This window comes from Hydrogenispora ethanolica (assembly GCF_004340685.1).
In the GTDB taxonomy this organism is placed as follows: domain Bacteria; phylum Bacillota; class UBA4882; order UBA8346; family UBA8346; genus Hydrogenispora; species Hydrogenispora ethanolica.
Map to the genome: position 1 here is coordinate 51,229 of NZ_SLUN01000013.1, position 17,653 is coordinate 68,881.

The 17,653-nt window shown below is 57.8% G+C and carries 12 protein-coding genes and 1 tRNA gene; 12 read left to right on the plus strand and 1 reads right to left on the minus strand.

From position 1 onward, the window contains the following. Window positions 1–82: 82 nt before the first annotated feature. The 4 genes from EDC14_RS11800 to EDC14_RS11815 all read left to right on the plus strand — a co-directional run bounded on the left by EDC14_RS11800 (window position 83) and on the right by EDC14_RS11815 (window position 5,335). Window positions 83–2,521 carry a TOTE conflict system archaeo-eukaryotic primase domain-containing protein gene (locus EDC14_RS11800; RefSeq protein ID WP_132014502.1) on the plus strand — a complete coding sequence of 813 codons (2,439 nt, stop codon included), beginning with the start codon at window positions 83–85 and terminating at the stop codon, window positions 2,519–2,521. A gap of 135 nt (window positions 2,522–2,656) precedes the next feature. After that, complete coding sequence (locus EDC14_RS11805; RefSeq protein ID WP_165907974.1) at window positions 2,657–3,325, plus strand: Crp/Fnr family transcriptional regulator; 669 nt, start codon at window positions 2,657–2,659, stop codon at window positions 3,323–3,325. Between the two features lie 27 nt (window positions 3,326–3,352). Next, entirely contained in the window at window positions 3,353–4,372 is a 1,020-nt protein-coding gene (locus tag EDC14_RS11810; RefSeq protein WP_132014504.1) for an L-rhamnose/proton symporter RhaT, read from the plus strand. Window positions 4,373–4,585: 213 nt separating this feature from the next. After that, a complete protein-coding gene (locus tag EDC14_RS11815) occupies window positions 4,586–5,335 on the plus strand; it encodes a head GIN domain-containing protein (RefSeq protein WP_243662914.1) in 750 nt (249 codons plus the stop codon). A 234-nt stretch (window positions 5,336–5,569) separates the two neighbouring features. Here EDC14_RS11815 and EDC14_RS11820 read toward each other — a convergent pair whose 3' ends face one another. Next, on the minus strand, window positions 5,570–6,973 hold the full coding sequence (locus EDC14_RS11820) for an MATE family efflux transporter (protein ID WP_132014506.1): 1,404 nt from the start codon (window positions 6,971–6,973) through the stop codon (window positions 5,570–5,572). A gap of 237 nt (window positions 6,974–7,210) precedes the next feature. Between EDC14_RS11820 and EDC14_RS11825 the strand changes: the two genes are divergently transcribed. The 8 genes from EDC14_RS11825 to clpP all read left to right on the plus strand — a co-directional run bounded on the left by EDC14_RS11825 (window position 7,211) and on the right by clpP (window position 17,601). After that, the gene (locus tag EDC14_RS11825) at window positions 7,211–8,827 is read left to right on the plus strand and encodes an ATP-binding protein (protein WP_132014507.1); all 1,617 of its coding nucleotides are present in this window, start codon (window positions 7,211–7,213) and stop codon (window positions 8,825–8,827) included. A 988-nt stretch (window positions 8,828–9,815) separates the two neighbouring features. Further along, the gene (locus tag EDC14_RS11830; RefSeq protein WP_132014508.1) at window positions 9,816–12,512 is read left to right on the plus strand and encodes a calcium-translocating P-type ATPase, SERCA-type; all 2,697 of its coding nucleotides are present in this window, start codon (window positions 9,816–9,818) and stop codon (window positions 12,510–12,512) included. 39 nt (window positions 12,513–12,551) lie between these two features. Further along, the gene (locus tag EDC14_RS11835; protein WP_132014509.1) at window positions 12,552–13,247 is read left to right on the plus strand and encodes a DUF2953 domain-containing protein; all 696 of its coding nucleotides are present in this window, start codon (window positions 12,552–12,554) and stop codon (window positions 13,245–13,247) included. Continuing rightward, complete coding sequence (gene ytfJ, locus EDC14_RS11840; protein WP_132014510.1) at window positions 13,228–13,662, plus strand: GerW family sporulation protein; 435 nt, start codon at window positions 13,228–13,230, stop codon at window positions 13,660–13,662. Before EDC14_RS11835 ends, ytfJ begins: the two co-directional genes overlap by 20 nt. Before the next feature lie 310 nt (window positions 13,663–13,972). Next, window positions 13,973–15,139 (plus strand): D-alanyl-D-alanine carboxypeptidase family protein, encoded by a 1,167-nt coding sequence (locus EDC14_RS11845; RefSeq protein ID WP_132014511.1) that lies wholly within the window; start codon window positions 13,973–13,975, stop codon window positions 15,137–15,139. 73 nt (window positions 15,140–15,212) lie between these two features. Beyond that, a tRNA-Leu gene (locus EDC14_RS11850) sits at window positions 15,213–15,294 on the plus strand. 313 nt (window positions 15,295–15,607) lie between these two features. After that, entirely contained in the window at window positions 15,608–16,912 is a 1,305-nt protein-coding gene (tig, locus tag EDC14_RS11855) for a trigger factor (RefSeq protein WP_132014512.1), read from the plus strand. A 104-nt stretch (window positions 16,913–17,016) separates the two neighbouring features. Further along, complete coding sequence (gene clpP, locus EDC14_RS11860) at window positions 17,017–17,601, plus strand: ATP-dependent Clp endopeptidase proteolytic subunit ClpP (protein WP_132014513.1); 585 nt, start codon at window positions 17,017–17,019, stop codon at window positions 17,599–17,601. Window positions 17,602–17,653 lie beyond the last annotated feature (52 nt).

A 17,653-nucleotide genomic window follows, 5' to 3' on the forward strand; every position in this document is an offset into this window, starting at 1 on the left:
ATCCTGGCTCAAGAACAAGGATCTTTTGACCTTGCCGCGAAGTCTTTAAGCAAATTCATTGAACGCTTGCAAAGAGGTTTTCATGAGTACCAAGGACCTGTCGCTCCAGCTCAAGGACCAGCTTGCCGCCGCCGAGCGCCGTTTGAACGAACTGGATCGCGAACGGCAAACGCTGCTCGATCGGATCCAAGCGTTGCAGCAAGAGCTGCGCGCATTTCCGCCGGATTCGACCCCAACGGTCGAATCCGGCGCGGCGCATGCGGCCGATTGGGGAAAGGGAATCAGCAATCTTTCACCGCCCGAGGTCAAAGTGGCCCTGTTCCGCTCATTGTTTCAGGGCCGCGCCGACGTATACGCCCGCCGCTGGGAGAACCGCAAGACGGGAAAATCGGGTTATGCCCCGGTCTGCCAGAAAGAGTGGCTGCCGGGCCTCTGCAATAAACCGAGCGTCAAATGCGGCGAATGTCCCCACCGGTCCTTCCCGCCCCTCACCGAAGACGTGGTCCGGAATCATTTGGAAGGGAAGCTGATCCTCGGCTTGTATCCGTTGTTGCCGGACGAGACCTGCCGGTTTCTGGTCGCCGACTTCGACAAAGATTCATGGCGGGAGGATGCCCGGGCCTTGCGGGAGATCTGCCGGAGACTCGGCGTTCCGGCCGCCTTGGAACGCTCCCGTTCCGGCAATGGCGGGCACGTCTGGATCTTTTTCAGCGGGCCGGTTCCGGCGGCGCTCGCCCGGAAACTCGGCGCTTATCTGGTGACCGAAACCTTGGAGAGCCGCCCCGAAATCGGGCTCGACTCGTATGACCGGTTCATTCCCGGCCAGGATACCATGCCGCAGGGCGGCTTCGGCAGCCTGATCGCCCTGCCGCTGCAGAAAAAACCGCGGGAGCTGGGGTACAGCGTATTCCTGGACGATCAACTTGAGCCTTACCGGGATCAATGGGCGTTTCTCGCTTCCCTGGAGCGTCTGAGCCCGGAACGGGTGAATGGCATCGTCGATCAAGCGGCCATGGCCGGAAAGATCATCGGCGTTCCGCTGCTGCCGGAGGAGGAGAGCGGCGGCGATCCCTGGCGGAACCGGCCGGCCCGTTCCCAAGGAACGGCCGTGAGCGGCCCGTTCCCCAAAACGCTCACCATCACCGTCAGCAACCAGCTTTATATTCCGAAGGAATCATTGTCGCCGTCGCTGAAGAACCGCCTGATCCAGCTGGCGGCCTTTCAAAACCCGGAGTTCTATAAAGCGCAGGCCATGCGTTTGCCCACCCACGACAAGCCGCGCATCATCAGTTGCGCCGAATCGTTCGCCAAATACATCGGGTTGCCGCGCGGCTGCCGGGACGAGGCGCTGGAATTGCTGACTTCCTGCGGGATTCAGGTGGACTTTCACGAGGAGCGCAATTTCGGCAAACCCATTGATCTGCGTTTTCAAGGAACGCTCCGGCCGGAACAGCAGCGGGCGGCGGAGGCCCTGTTGGCTCAGGAGACGGGCGTTTTGGCGGCGACGACCGCCTTTGGCAAGACGGTCGTCGCCAGCTACCTCATTGCCCAACGGGCCGTTAATACGCTGGTCGTTCTCCACCGGCAGCAATTGCTCGACCAATGGGTGGCCCGCCTTTGTACGTTCTTGAATATTCAGCCGGAACAGATCGGCCGGATCGGCGGCGGGAAGTACCGGCCCGGGGGAATCGTCGATGTGGCGCTCATCCAGAGTCTGGTGAAAGAGAATGCCGTGGCGGAAGTGGTGGCCGACTACGGCCAGCTGATCGTCGACGAATGCCATCATATCTCGGCCTTCAGCTTTGAACAGGTGGCCCGGCATTGCAAGGCCCGCTATGTGGCGGGGCTGTCGGCCACGGTGATCCGGAAGGACGGCCGGCATCCGATTATCTTCATGCAATGCGGCCCGGTCCGCTACCGGGTCGACGCCCGCAAACAAGCGCAGCGGATGCCTTTTGACCACCGGGTGATCCGGCGGGAGACCGGTTTCCAATGGCCCGAACCGGCTCAGAATCCGACGATTCAGGATATCTATACCGCCTTGATCGGAAACGAGCGGCGGAACGACATGATATTCGACGACTGTCTCAAGGCGCTGGAGGCAAAACGTTCGCCGGTCCTGATCACCGAACGCAAAGAACACCTGCAGTACTTCGCCGAACGGCTGGCCAAGTTCGCCAAGAATGTCGTCGTGCTCCAGGGCGGGATGGGCGTGAAGCAGCGCCAGGCGGCGCAGGAGCGACTGGCGGCGATCCCCGCCGACGAAGAGCGGATCATTTTGGCGACCGGGCGCTACCTGGGCGAGGGGTTCGATGACGCCCGGCTCGACACGCTCTTCCTGACGATGCCCATCTCCTGGCAGGGAACCTTAGCTCAGTACGCGGGGAGGTTGCACCGCGAACACGACCGGAAGTCGGAGGTGCTCATCTACGATTACGTCGATTCCGAGGTGCCGGTGCTCCAAAAGATGTGGCAGAAACGGATCAAAGGGTATCAGGCCATCGGCTACCGGATGGACTAAAGAGATACGAACGTTTGCTATGATCGATTGCGACTGGCCGTGACGCTTCGGCCGGTCTTTTCTTTTACGGAGGGACCGATGTCCTTTTCCCGGGCCGGGGATTCGATTATAATGATGGCGAAAGGGGGGAGTCCTTTGTTTGATCTGTTTACGAAAGAGCCCCGGTTGCGGGAGATCCTGGCCTGTTGCCCGGAGCAAGCCGCGCAACGGGCGAAGGTCACCAAAGCGCAGAGCGGAAAGACTATTTTCCGGCAAGGGGAACCGCCGCCTTTTTTCTGCATTTTACTGTCCGGGCATCTGCGGGCCTATTATACCAGCAGTCTCGGAACCAGATATCGGGTATTGATCCATAATCCCGGCGAGATCATGGGAGAGATCGAGATTCTCGAGGGACGCTCCTGCATCTGCACGGTCGAAGCCTTAACGGAATCCACCCTGCTTTGCCTGAACAAAGAGGATTACCTGCAATGGCTGCAGGCGGACCGGAATTTTAATATGTACATCCACCGGCAACTCTGCGACAAGGTCTATCTATTGTCCAAGAAAGGCGCCGAGGACATTCTCTACCCTTTGAAATACCGCCTGCTGAATCTGGTCCATTACCTGCTGGAAGAGAACGACTGGGCTGACGGCGCCGGCGTTCCAATGCGCAAGGAGACGCTGGAAGAAGAGTTGGGAGTGACGGTGCGGAGCATCAACCGGATCATTCGGGAGCTCAAGACCCAGGGAGTGCTCTGCTATGAGCGGGGGTATCTGAAAGTGCTCTCCCGCCAGTTACTGATCCGGGAGATGAATCAGTTTTGAGCAGGTTCCGGGAGGAGGAGATTCGGCATGACCAGTGCGAACGTTTGGGGATTGCTGTGGGGCGTTCTGGCCGGAGCCCTGGCCGGCACGGCCGCGGTCTTTTCGAAAAAGGCCACGGGATGGCGGATTGAGAATATCTGGCTCATCTATTCCTGCTGGTCGCTGGGGTTCTTTCCCGGACTGATCGCCTGGGCCACGATCCCCCATTGGGGGTCGGCGATCCGCGCGACGCCGCTCTTGGTTTTGGTAGCAGTCTTTTTGTTCGGTTGCGGCTGGGGCTTCTCCAACATCGGCTTCGCCATCGGCCTGCAACGGCTGGGGCTGGCCCTGACTTCGGTGCTCATCATCGGCCTCGGCAATGCTATCGGCGCCATGGTTCCGTTGCTCTGGAGCCACGGGGAAGTATGGGGCGGGCCGGTCGGCTTGGCGATCAGCGCCGGGGTTTTCATCACGTTGGTCGGGATTATTCTGTGTTCCATCGCCACCTGGGAGAAGAAAGGGACTGATGTGGACCGCTCCCTCCGGGATGGGGGCCGTGTGGCCCGGGGAATCGCGATCTGCGTTGCCTCCGGGATCCTCAGCTCCTTATTCAATCTTGCGTTGATGGTGGGAGAGCCGTTGGAACGCCAGGCGGTGCGCCTGGGCGCTTTGCCGCGGGATGCGGCCAACGCTACCTGGGGGCTGGCGCTTTTCGGGGGCTTGTTCGTGACGGCGGGCTATTGCATTCTGCAATTCCGGCGCAACCATAGTTGGCGTATGTACCGGTCGCCGGGTACCGGCGCCAATTGGGGCTATACTTTTTTGATGGGATTGTTCTGGTTCGGCGGAGTCGTCCTGTACGGCATGTCGGTGCGCAGTTTGGGAGAGTTTGGCCCCTCCATCGGCTGGCCGATCTTTCAAAGCCTGCAAATCGCCATGGCCAACGGGTGGGGAATAATCACCGGCGAATGGCGGAATCTGAGCCGGGGCGCGCTGTGGACCCGCGGCGCCGGATTGGCTGTGCTGTTCCTGGGGATCGCCGTCATCGGCTGGGCGAGTACCTTATAACCTCCCGCGATAGGGCCGGTCGCAAATGTTAAATTAAAGTAAATAAAAGACACGAGATATTGCCATTTTTAGGAATTCGGATATGATGGAATCGTCCTATAGGGGATTTTTGCCATACGCGAGAATGGCATCTTCTTTTAATGGAGCGCTGCTCGCTCCGGGCTTAAAACCGAAAATGCCCCGGATCCGGGGTGGAGGGGACGGTTGCAAGGCATGAAGAACGGCTTTTTGACGATCCTGATTATTTTTTTGATCGCCATGAGTTATCTGCAGACTGCGCCTGCGGGTGAGCTGCCCGATGTTAGCGCGTGGTTCCGGCACGTCCAGGGTTCCGGCAAAATCGTCCAGGAACAGCGGAACGTGCCGGAGCTGGCGGGGGTACAGCTGGATGGCGGCGGCACCCTTTATTTGCGGCAAGGAGAGAAGCAAAGGGTGGAGGTGGCCACCGATGACAACCTCCTGAGCCTGCTCCGGACCCGGGTCGACGGCGACGGGGTTCTGCATGTCGGATTTGAAGCCGGGAGCGTCAATCCCACCCAATTGGAGATCTTTGTTACCGCGAGACAGATCCGGAGCCTGAAGATCGCCGGTTCCGGCAAGGTCCTCGGCCAAGGCAAGATCGGCGGCGAGGATTTAAAACTGATCATCGCCGGGTCGGGAAATATGGCCTTGGATCTGGATTTGAAACAGTTAGACAGTGATATTTCCGGTTCCGGGAATCTCGCCCTGTCCGGCCGCGCCGACACGCAGCGGGTCCGGATATCGGGCAGCGGTTCCGTGAACGCCTTGGAACTGGAGAGCCAAAGCGCGAAGATCGACGTCTCGGGATCGGGCGACTGCAACGTCCGGGTGCGCGATGAATTGCAGGCCCATATCAGCGGCAGCGGCAAAGTGCAGTATCAAGGCCAACCCAGGTTGGACACCCACGTCTCCGGATCGGGTAAAATCTTGAGTATCCCGTGAGTTCCCGCTCCGCAGCGTTCTTAATAGCTCATTGCAGGAAGGCGGTGTTTGCATGGCGGTCAACGATCCCAAAACGCTCCGTTGGATCCGGATCACGTTGGCGGTGATCATTGCCTACCTGATCTGGGTGTATGGCCGAGGCTGAGGCACCCGGGCGCCCCGATTGATTGAATCATCCGACGCAAGATTTCCCGTCATCCTTGCGAATTCAGATCCGGAGCCGTCCGGATTTTTTTATTGAGATTCCGTTTTCGCCTCTGGCTTGGCAACGCACTGAATGATGACGTGCTTTTGCCAGTTGCCCCATTGAAAGCGCCGCCAATACGCAGCGCTCCGGATCAGCCAATCCAGGTACATCCCGCTCCAGACCCCCAAAACGCCCCACTGCCACTGGACGCATAGCACATAGCCCAGACTGATCCGGAACAGCCACATGCTGAGGGCCGAAACCAGCAGAGTATAGCCGACGTCGCCGGCTCCTTTCATCCCCGCCGGCAGGATAAAGGAATGGGGCCAGAGGATCAGGAAGAAGGCGGTTATCCGTAACAACTGCGCGGTCAGGCGGACCACCTCGTGATGAGGGTTGAAAAGGGAAGCCAGGAATGGAAACAAGGGAATCATGGCGATATTCAGTCCCACCAGACAGAGCACGGCCAATTTCGTCAGATAGGCCAGGGACTTTTTGGCTTCGGCGCATTCGCCCCGGCCCATGTATTGGCCGACCAGCGTGGTGGCGGCGACGCTCAGGGCGCTGCCGGGAATGACCATCAGCGCGTGCAGCGTGCCCGCCACGTAATTGGCGACGATCGGCACGGTGCCAAGGGGCACGATGAAAGTCTGGGTGATCAGTTTTCCGGCATTGAAGAGCAGCGACTCCAGGCTTGCCGGAACGCCGATATTCAGGATGGAGCGGATCAGGCCCCAATCCGGCTTGTAGCGCCAGAAACGGGTGATCATCAGATTTCCCGAGCCCCGCGCCAAGATGTAGATCAAAAGCAGGGCGCCGCAAAGCCGGGCGAGCCCGATCCCCAGCGCCGCTCCGCGCACGCCGAATCCGGACAGCTGCAGCGGGGGCAGGCCGAAGATCAGCAGATAGCTGGCGACGATATTAATGATATTCATGATAATGACCACTTTGGCGGGGGTGCGGGTATCCCCGGCACCGCGCAAGAGGCCGCAGGCGATGGAGGTCAGAGCGATCAGCGGGTAGACGGGCAACGTGTATTGCAGATAGGTATAGGCCAGCTGAAGCACCTGGCCTTCGGCGCTGCCGTAAAGGACGCCCAAGAGCTCCCGGCGGAACAGGTGAATCAACACCCCAATCAGCGCGGCCAGGATCAATCCGCTGTGCAACGCTTGTTTTGAGGTATTGCCGGCGTTTTTCAATTCGTTTCTTCCGATATAGTGGGCCACCACCACCGTTCCTCCCACGGCCAGAGAGGAAAAGGCGGCGATGAAAATATTGTTGAGGGTATCGATGAGGCCGATGGCGGCGGCGGCTTCTTTGCCGATACGCGCGGCCATCATGGCATTCACGGCTCCCATCAGGGTGATGAAAGCTTGCTCGGTGATGACGGGAAGCGTCAAGCGCCATACTTCGCCGCGGATTTGCCGGTTGTCAGGGGAAGCTTTGAACATCGAAGCGTGTCTTCCTGTATGTTTTCAACAGCTGCCAAACCTAATTGTATTATACCACCTTCCGCCCGGGCCGGATTGAAATATCTTTTTACCCAATCGTAATTTACATATTGTTAAACCCGCCGGATTTGCCGATTATTAAAAAATAAGGTTACATGGAAACGATTTCATCGCCAAGCCCAATTTTCAAACATTCAGGGTGGGAGCGGCGGAAAGGCCTCCGGGGGTTTTGACAATATGGATGACCTGAACAGGACGAAGCAAGATTTGCTGCAAGAACTAGTCGCATTGCGCCAGGAAAACGAGGCGCTACAAAAAGAAAGGTCGCAACTCCGCGATTTGCAGGAACGGTTCCACTTCTTGCAAGTCCTGCTCGATACCATACCCAGCCCCTTTTTTTATAAGGACCGCGCCGGCCGCTATTTGGGGTGCAACGTCGGTCTGGAAAAATATCTGGGCCGCTCCCGCGATCAGATCATCGGCAAAACCTCCGCTGAAATCTATCCCCCGGAAAATGCCGCGCAATACCGCCGCCATGACCTGGAACTGCTTCAAACCGGCGGGACGCGGACCGATGAGGACCGGGTCGGCTTTCTGCCGGACGGCCGCGAACACCACGTCCTGATCAAGAAAGCCTGCTACCGCGGGAAGAATGGCGAGATCGGCGGGGTAGTCGGAGTGATCGCCGAGGTTAACGGCTACCCGAAGGCGACGGACGCCGCAGAAAACCTTGGCCGCGCCGGGAGCCAATTCCTCGCCAATATCAGCCAGGAGATCCGGGCTCCGCTGACTGGGATCGTCAGCCTGACCGATTTGCTGCTGCGGACCGATCTCAGCGGCGCGCAGCGCGAGTATCTGACGCTGATTCAGCAAGCCGCGCTCACCCTGCGCCAGTTGATCCACGATATTCTCGATCTGAACAAGCCGGAGAAAGACGCGGCCGATTTGGAGATCGCGCCGTTTGATCTCTATGTGACCATCATGAATGGGATCAAGATCGCCGATATGGCGGCCGGCAATAAAGGACTGCATCTGCTGTACAGCATCGATTCATCCATCCCGCAACGGGTCCGGGGGGATAAACTCCGTTTGCAACAAATTCTGAGCAATATTCTGAATCACGCCATCCAATGCACCGAGCGGGGTTCGATCTCGGTCACCGTCACCCGCCAGGGCGAGTCGAAGGGAATCACCGCCGTTCGCTTCCGGATCGCCGATACCGGGAGCGGCATTCCCCCGGAGAAGCTGGCGGCGCTCTTTGAATCTTCCCGGCGAGCGGAGGAACCCGACGATGAGGGCACCGGATTGGGCCTGGCCATCGCCAAGCATTTCATCGAACGGATGGGAGGCGACCTTCAGGTCCAAAGCGAGGTCGACAAAGGCAGCTGCTTTGTGTTCACGATTGCCTTTCCCGGGGCCGGCGTTCCGCCGGAAACCGGCGAGCGGGAATCCTCCATAGCTCAGGGAATGGCCAGACCGCGGGAGGCTTTCCGGATCCTCGTGGCTGAAGATTATGAAGCCAACCAGATCGTGATGGGTGAGATTTTAAAGTTCAAAGGCTACCAGTATACGGTGGTCGCGAACGGAATCGAAGCTCTGAAGGAGTTGGAGCGGAACCGCTACGATCTGGTGCTGATGGACGTTCAAATGCCGGGGATGAGCGGTTTGGAAGCCACCGCGCGGCTGCGGCTGGGCGAGCAAGGGACCGGCCGGCGTCTGCCGGTCATCGGCCTGACGGGCTACGCCATGACCGAAGACGAAGAACGCTGTCGGGCCGCAGGGATGGACGGCTATCTGGCTAAGCCCATCTCCGTCAAGGAACTCTACGATCTCCTGGACCATTTTTTAAAATAACTTGAGCCCGCCGAATGGGACGGTTTCCGGAGCGAGTAGCCCCGGGCCTTCTCAATCCGGAAGCGGTCCGGCGGGCGACGTACCGTGAGGTTGGGAAACCCGAGCTGGAACCCAGGAATGCTCTTCCCGGGACCGGGTGGACCTGTCCTTGCCATCGGCTAACGCTGTCAAGCCACGGGGGAGTTGTTCCGGGAGCCGGGCGACTTCGTCCGCGCCACGGGACAACTGTCCCGGATCAGGGGAGAACACGGCCGGGGAGCGGGCGAGTTTTCCCCTGATCCGGCTCACTTGTTCCGGGATGCGGGAGAGTTCTCCCGAAGGCCGGACCACCTCGTCCCAGCCCCGGGATCACCCGGCCGAAGCTGTGGCAGAGTCCGCCGGGGCTCGGGAGAGCATTTCCGGCGCCCGGGAAGGGATATCTCCGCCGCGGGGAGACTCCGCCACCCGGTGGGACGGCCGGAGCGCGACGCGGAGACTCTGCGGCGGGTCGGAACTTTTCCGGCCTGAGCTAGCGCTGTTTCGTCCGGAGGATTCAAAGGTCTCCGGTCGGACGGGAACCTCTTTTAAGGGCGGGAGCGGTGGGTTTATAATGGTGACTTGGATAGGAAAGAAAGACGGAATGCACATGCCGGAGGAGAATTTTTGGCGGAAGGGACGCACGAGCGCGTCCCTTTTTTTATTGAGATTTCCGGCTGGAAATGCGGGCCTAAACGGAGATGGTTTTTCAGAATCAAGATTAACGAAAGCCCCAGCCGAGGACACGAGAGATCCCTCCCGACGCTCCGTTTCCGATGGCATGCCGGAAAAGCGCAGGGCATACAATTAAAATTGACGACCCGATAAGACGAAGGGAATTCGAATCAAGATTCGCATCCGAAAAAAGCCGGGTGCGATGGCAAACCAACGACAAGGAAAATATGCCGCATCTCATCCGGGCGTCAAGGGACGGGTTGCGGCGTACCGATGATGCGCTTTTGGGAGGTCGATCATGTCCTGCTGGTTCAATCGTGAGACTCATGAAACCGTTCAGGCTTTTTCCAGCCATGCCGAGCGGGGGTTAACGACCGGCGAGGCCGGGAAGCGTTTGGCAGAAGCCGGCCCCAACCAACTGGAAGAACACCGGAAGATCGCGCCATTCCGAATCTTCTTGGAGCAATTCTCCGATTTTATGGTACTGGTCCTGATCGGCGCGGCTATCGTCTCGGGCTTGCTCGGCGAAAAGGCCGATGCGATCACGATCGTCGCGATCGTGGTGCTCAATGCGGTGCTCGGCTTTGTGCAGGAGTTCCGGGCCGAAAAATCCCTGGCTGCGCTGCGGGAGCTGACGGCGCCCCTGGCCCATGTGCTGCGGGATTCCAAGGTGCAGCGCATTCCGGCCAAAAATTTGGTCCCCGGGGATATTCTCATTTTGGAAAGCGGCGATAAAGTCGCCGCCGACGGGAGGATCATCGCCGCGGTCGATCTGGAATTGAATGAAGCGACGCTCACCGGAGAATCACTGCCGGTCGTCAAAACCATGGCGGTCTTGCGCCAGGACCGGCTGTCACTGGGCGATCAACGGAATATGGTCTTCGCCGGGACCGTGGTCTGCGGCGGCCGGGGCCGGGCAGTGGTCACCGCCACCGGCATGAAGACGGAGATCGGCAAAATCGCCGGGATGATCGGCTCCGCCCAGGACGACGAGACGCCGCTGCAGAAGCGACTGGAGCAGCTCGGCCGCTGGCTGGTGGTGCTCTGTCTCGGCATCTGCGCCGCGGTCGGAACCATGGGCATAGTCCGGGGCGAACCGCCGCGCCAGATGTTTCTCTCCGCGGTCAGCCTGGCGGTGGCGGCCATTCCGGAAGGGCTGCCGGCCATCGTCACCATCGCGCTGGCCATCGGGGTGCAAAAGATGATCAAGCGCAACGCGATCATCCGCAAGCTCCCGGCCGTGGAGACCCTGGGCTGCGCTACGGTGATTTGTTCCGATAAGACCGGCACCCTGACCCAGAACGAACTGACCGTCACCAAAGTCTGGACGGGGGTCAAAGAATATTCCCTCGAAACCGAGGCGGCTGTCGCTCCGGCCCCCGACCTCCGGCAGGTGCTGGAGATCGGCGCGCTGTGCAATAATGCCCAATTGGAGCAGGCTCCGGGTTCGAAGCGGCCGGTCAGCCTCGGCGATCCTACCGAAGGCGCCTTGCTGGTGGCGGCCCAGCGCTGCGGCATGGAGCCGCTCCGTTTGGCCCGCCAAACCGCGCGCCTCGGCGAATTGGCCTTCTCCTCCGACCGCAAGCGGATGAGTGTCCTGATCCAGGATCCCCAGGGGCAACGGCGGTTATTGACGAAAGGAGCCGCCGACGTGCTCCTGGGGCGTTGCGGGCAGGTGGTGACCAGCGCCGGAATTGTTCCGCTGACGCCGTCCCTGCAAGCGGCGGTCCGCGCCCGGGTCGACCAGTGGAGCGCCGAGGCGCTCCGGGTCCTGGCCTTCGCCTATCGGCCGGCCGACCCCCGGGAACGGCTGGCCAAGGACGGCCCCGATCCCGAAGTGGGCCTGGTCTTTGCCGGGCTGGTGGGGATGAACGATCCGCCCCGGCCGGAGTCGCGGCTGGCGGTGGAACGGTCCAAGCGGGCCGGGATCAAGGTTAAAATGATCACCGGCGATTATCCGCGCACCGCCGCGGCCATCGGCAAACAAATCGGCCTGCTGCGGCCGGCGGGGAAGATCATCACCGGCGCGGAACTCGATGAGTTGTCCGATGCCGCGCTGGCTAAGGTGATCGGGGAGATCGACATCTTCGCCCGGGTCTCGCCCCATCACAAGCTGCGGGTGGTCCGGGCGCTCAAGCAGAACGGCGAGATCGTGGCCATGACCGGCGACGGCGTGAATGACGCCCCGGCGGTCAAAGAGGCCGATATCGGCGTGGCCATGGGGGAGAGTGGCACCGATGTCACCAAGGAAGCGGCGGCGATGGTGATTGCCGATGACAATTTCGCGACGATCGTGGCCGCGGTGGAAGAGGGGCGGACCATCTACGAGAATATCCGCAAGTTCATCCGCTACCTGCTCAGCTGCAATATGGGCGAGATCCTGACGATGTTCGGCGGGATCGCCATGGGGCTCCCGGTCCCGTTATTGCCGATTCAGATCTTGTGGGTGAATCTGGTCACCGACGGGTTGCCAGCCATCGCTCTGGGCTTGGAGCAAGGAGAGCGGGATACGATGTGCCGTCCGCCGCGTTCGCCGCGGGAAGGGATCTTCAGCCGCGGCTTAAGCCGGAAGATCGTCTTCCAGGGGCTGATGATCGGCGCCGCCACGTTGCTGGTCTACATCATGAAGCTCCGGGACGGCGGCGACCTGGCGACCGCGCGGACCATGGCCTTTGCCGCATTGGTCTTTGCCCAGCTGTTTTTCGTATTCCAGTGCCGGTCCGAGGAGCATTCGATGTTGGAGATCGGTTTATGGGAGAACCCATACCTGGTGGGCGCGGCGCTCTTGTCCTTTCTCATGCAGGTCGGAGCCATGACCCTGCCTTGGCTGCAAAGGGTTTTTTACACCACCAGCCTGACCTGGAATGAGTGGTTGTTTGTCCTGGCGGTCACGGCGCTCTCGGCCTACCTGAGCGATCTGCTGTTTCAATTCCGTAATGTCATTAAAAAACATTTGGGCATCTTTCGCTGGAAAACGCATAGGGTTCAAAGTTAAGAGGGAAAATAGCCACAGACTGGAAACCGGGGTGGGTCTGTGGTCGAACTGGTATTGTTTATCGGCAGCATCTGTCTCTTCTTTTTCGTACCGGTCCAATTTCGGGTCTACTACCGGAAAATCGGCCCGGATGATCATCTCCTTTACGAGATGGTGTTTCTCGGCGGATTGCTCAAACGCAGGAAAGAGGTCACGCTGCTCCAGCCCACCCCGGCGGGGATCAAGCAAAAGACCGAGCAATCAGGCCACTGGCTTTGGTTCCGGAGGGCTCAGGTAACAGAAACCATATCGCCATTTCAAGGAAATTCCCGCGGCCTGCGGGAATTTTTACACCGTTACCAGGAATACGGTTTGGGGATTACCTTATTAAGTTACTTCCTGCCCGCCAAGTACCAGCACTGGTTGCTGGTGGCTGAGGATCTGGAGAGAAGGGGGCGTTTTGAAAGGTTCCGCTGGTATACCCGGTTCGGTACCGGCGAAGCGGCCAGCACCGCGATTGTTTATGGCTTATTGTGGGGGCTTAAGGCGACGCTCGCCGGGGTGGTGGGCCAAAGGAGCCGCTTCGCCCGGCCGCCCGAGATCCGGATCATCCCCGACTATCAGGCCCTGCGCCTCGACATGCTTTTTGACTGCATATTCAAGGTAAAACTGGGCTATATTATGATTGCTGCCTTCATCGTTAGAGTGCGTTATCGACTGAAAGGGGGTGTCGGATTTGAACGAGCATCCAATTGAAGGCCTCATGAAAACAGCCATGCAAAACATCAAAGAGATGGTTGATGTCAATACCATCTTGGGCGATCCGGTGGAAACGCCGGATGGCAATGTCATTGTTCCCATCTCCAAGGTGACTTTTGGGTTCGCTGCCGGGGGCAGTGAATTTGATACCAATCAGCCGAAACCCAAGGAGAAAGAGAAAGATCGCGCCACCCAGGAAGCGGAAGCCAATGCTTTCCCATTCGGCGGAGGAAGCGGCGCGGGGATCACCATTCACCCGGTCGCGTTTTTAGTGGTCGGGAAGGACCAGACCAAGCTGCTGCCGGTGGAGAGCAACGTGTTGATCGACCGGCTCTTGGATACCGCCCCGCAGCTGTTGGACAAGATTCAGTCCATGTTGAACAGTTCCAGAAATCAGCCTGAAGTCCATTGAAACCGCGTTCAACGCGGTTTTTTTCTGAAATACCGGCTCGACAGTTGAATTCAACTTATCTATCAAAGGAATTCCTGGAAACGGATTGAATTATTTTTGGAAAAACAGAAACTTGCCGTGTATCCTATACGTTTCAAATTGAAGGAATGGCCATGATGGTTCCGGATGGATTTTACTTTTAATGGATTCTAATCTCGAATTTATTTCCAATAATAACCGGTTTCGAAACGCAGGTTTTCCGTCTCGGCTTTACGAATAGTAGTTGGGATCAATCTGTTGAACAAATCCATGAAGGAGTCCTATCTTTCGTATGAAAAAAGTCCTCTTCCTCCTCTGTCTGGCCTTTTTGCCTTGTTTCAACGCTGCCCCGGCCCTAGCGCTCCGCTCCGGCGATCTGGCCGCATCGGCCGCGGTATTAATGGATTATACCACCGGAGAGATTTTATTCGCCAAAAACTCCGATGAACGCCGTCCGCCCGCGAGCACCACTAAGATTATGACCGCCGTCGTCGCGCTGGAACGGGGCGACTTGCGGCAAAAGATCACGGTCGGCGCCAATGCCGAAGGGACCGAGGGCTCTTCCATTTGGTTGAAGGCGGGGGAAGTTCACGAACTCAATGATTTGTTGTACGGGGTTTTACTGAGTTCCGGCAATGATGCTTCGGTCGCTGTCGCCGAGGCCCTGGCAGGGTCGGAGCAGAAGTTCGCCGCATGGATGACCGCCAAAGCGCATGCCCTGGGGGCAGAGTCGACCCGTTTCGAGAATTGCAACGGCCTGCCGGCGCCGAACCATTACACCACCGCCCGGGATCTGGCGCTGATTACCCGGTACGCCTTGCATAATCCGGTTTTTGACGAAATCGTCAAAACGAAGCGCAAGACCATCTCCTGGCCGGGCCATCCCTATGACCGGCTGATGATTAACCATAATAAGCTGCTGTGGCGCTATCCCCTGGCCGACGGCGTGAAAACCGGGTATACGAGGGAAGCCGGCAACTGTTTGGTCTCTTCCGCCACTAAGGATGGCCACCGCCTGATCAGCGTGGTGCTGAACAGCCGGCAGACCTATGCCGACGCCGAAGCTTTATTCCAATACGGGTTTGCCAATTACCAACTGCTCACGGTGGTCAGTCCCAAGGAAAAAATGGGCGCCGTCCGGGTCCGCGACGGGATCCGGCAGCGTGTTCCGGTGCTGGCGAACCGTCCGGTGACTTTGGTAATTCCCAGAGGCGCCGCTCAGCAAGTCCAGGTCAATGTGGCGCTTCCGCCGGCGGTGAAGGCGCCGGTCGAAAAAATGCAGCAGATCGGGGAATTGCAAGTCCGCTTCGGCGATCGACTGCTGCGCAAGGTGCCATTGGTGAGCGCGGCTCCGGTCCGCAAAGAGGGCCTCTTCCACAGGCTGTTCCGCTGGGTGCGGCTATTCTCCTACCAGACCGTGACCCTGTTGAAGTCCCTTGGGACCAAGGTGTTTTCTTGAAAACGGGTCCGGATTGGCAGTGACTCGCTATTGACGGCCCGGATGCCGGGTGCTATAATCTTTATGCAATCGCGCGAGAGTGGCGGAATGGCAGACGCGCTAGACTTAGGATCTAGTGGGCAACCGTGCGGGTTCAAGTCCCGCCTCTCGCACCAAGTCATGCTTGTTTCCGTTTTCAATTGAAGTTGCGCAACCACGGTGACTAAAAGCGATTTTTAGATCAACCGGGGTTATTTTTATTATCAAAAACGCCAATCCTGATCGTGGGATTTTAACGTTCGGTCTTTTGCCGATAAAACGAAGGCATATTTCAGCCAAAAAAGCCATAAATCAATAGGAATGCCATCGTTTACTAAATAGTTAACCAAATGAAGAGGAGTTTTAGCGGCCATTGTCGAAATGCAGATCGAAAGCAATAAAAGGGGAAACCGGACATATATTATTAGTACAGATTCAGGAGGAGCATAAATGCAGTTTCAACGGGAAATGATAGACAAGAATTTCGTCACTTTGGGAGTCACCGCGGATACCGAGGAGATCAAGGAGGCGCTTGCCGAAAGCTATAAAAAGGTGGTCAACAAGGTCAACCTTCCGGGCTTCCGTAAGGGACACATTCCCCGGTCGGTGCTGGAGGCCCACTTCGGAAAGTCCGTTCTGTATGAAGAAGCCATGGAAATCCTGGTTACCAAAGGCTATTTGCAGGCATTGAATGAGATGGATTTGAATCCGATCGATCAGCCGAAACTGGAGATGACGGAGGCTTTCGTCGAGGATCAACCCTTCCAATTCAAGCTGGTCATGGAAGTGCTGCCTGAGGTCGAACTGGGTCAATATAAAGGTTTGGAGATTGAGAAAGCTCCGGTCGAAATCGGCGACGAACAGGTCGAGGAACGGCTGAAAAGCTTACAGGAGCGCCATGCCGAACTGGTATTGAGCGACAAGACGGTTTTGGAAAACGGACAATTCGCAGTGATCGACTTTGAGGGCTATATTGACGGCAAACCGTTTGCCGGTGGAGCGGCCCAGGCCTACACCCTGGAGATCGGCTCCGAAAGCTTCATCCCCGGTTTTGAGGAGCAATTGGTCGGAATGAAGGTCGGGGAGGAGAAAGAGCTTCAGGTAACATTCCCCAATGATTACCCCCGTGAGGAGTTCGCCGGGAAAGAAGCTACTTTTAAAGTGGTCTTGAAAGAGATCAAGGTCAAGGAAGTTCCGGCGATCGATGATGAATTCGCCAAAAGCATCGGTGACTTTGAGGATGTCGCCGCGTTGAAAGCGGATTTGAAAGCCAAAATGACAACCTCCGCCGAGCAGGAGGCGGAAGTCCGCTTCCAGCAGGCGGCGATCGACAAGGCGGTCGAAAACGCCCAGGTTGAAGTCCCCGAAACCCTGATCAAACGGGAAATGGAAGATCTGTTGCACCGTTTCGAGCATAACTTGACCTACCAGGGTCTGACACTTGAAAAATATCAGGAATACTCCAATAAAGGCAAGGAAGAGATTATGGAGGATTTCCGGCCGGAAGCAGTCAAGCGGGTCAAGACCGATCTGGTTTTAAACAGCGTGGCCAAGGCGGAAAAACTGGAAGTGACCGAGGAGGAGCTCACTGAGAAGCTGCAAGAGCTTGCAACCAGGTATCAGCAGAAAGATGCCGCCAAGTTGCGCAAGGACCTGGAGAAAAACGGCCGGATCGCCGATATCCGCCAGGCCGTCTTGCTGGAAAAAACCTCGGATTTAATTACCAGCGCGGCCACGGCGGCGTCCGCTCAATAAGTCGCTCCAGCGTTTCTTTTAGGATGGCTGGTCTTACTAATCAGAACCGCGACGGAGCGACAAGCGTCGAAGGATTTTCTGAATCGATTGGAGGGTAATCTATCATGAATTTGGTTCCGATTGTCGTTGAACAAACGAACCGCGGTGAACGGTCGTACGATATTTTTTCCCGTTTGCTCAAAGATAGAATCGTATTTATCGGGGGCCCGATCGACGACACCATGGCCAATCTGGTCATTGCTCAGTTGTTGTTTTTGCAGAGCGAAGATCCGGATAAGGACATTTCGGTCTACATCAACAGTCCCGGCGGAGTCGTCTATTCCGGGTTGGCAATCTATGATACAATGCAGTTTATCCGTCCCCAGGTAGCCACCGTATGTATTGGAATCGCCGCTAGCATGGCAGCGCTCCTGTTGGCTGCCGGCGCCAAGGGCAAACGGTTCGCCCTGCCCAATTCGCGGGTGATGATTCATCAACCGCATGGCGGCGCCGAAGGTCAGGCGGTGGACATCGATATTCAGGCCCGGGAAATTTTGCGTTTGAAGGAGATCGGCAACCATATCCTGGTGAACCACACCGGCCAGCCGATGGAGAAGATCGAACGCGACATCGACCGCAATTACTGGATGTCGGCCCACGAAGCCAAAGAGTATGGTATTATCGACGAAATTTATTATAAAAATAAGTAGGGGCCCAATGAGAACCTTCTTTGAGGAACCGCCTAGATTCCGAAACGAGGTG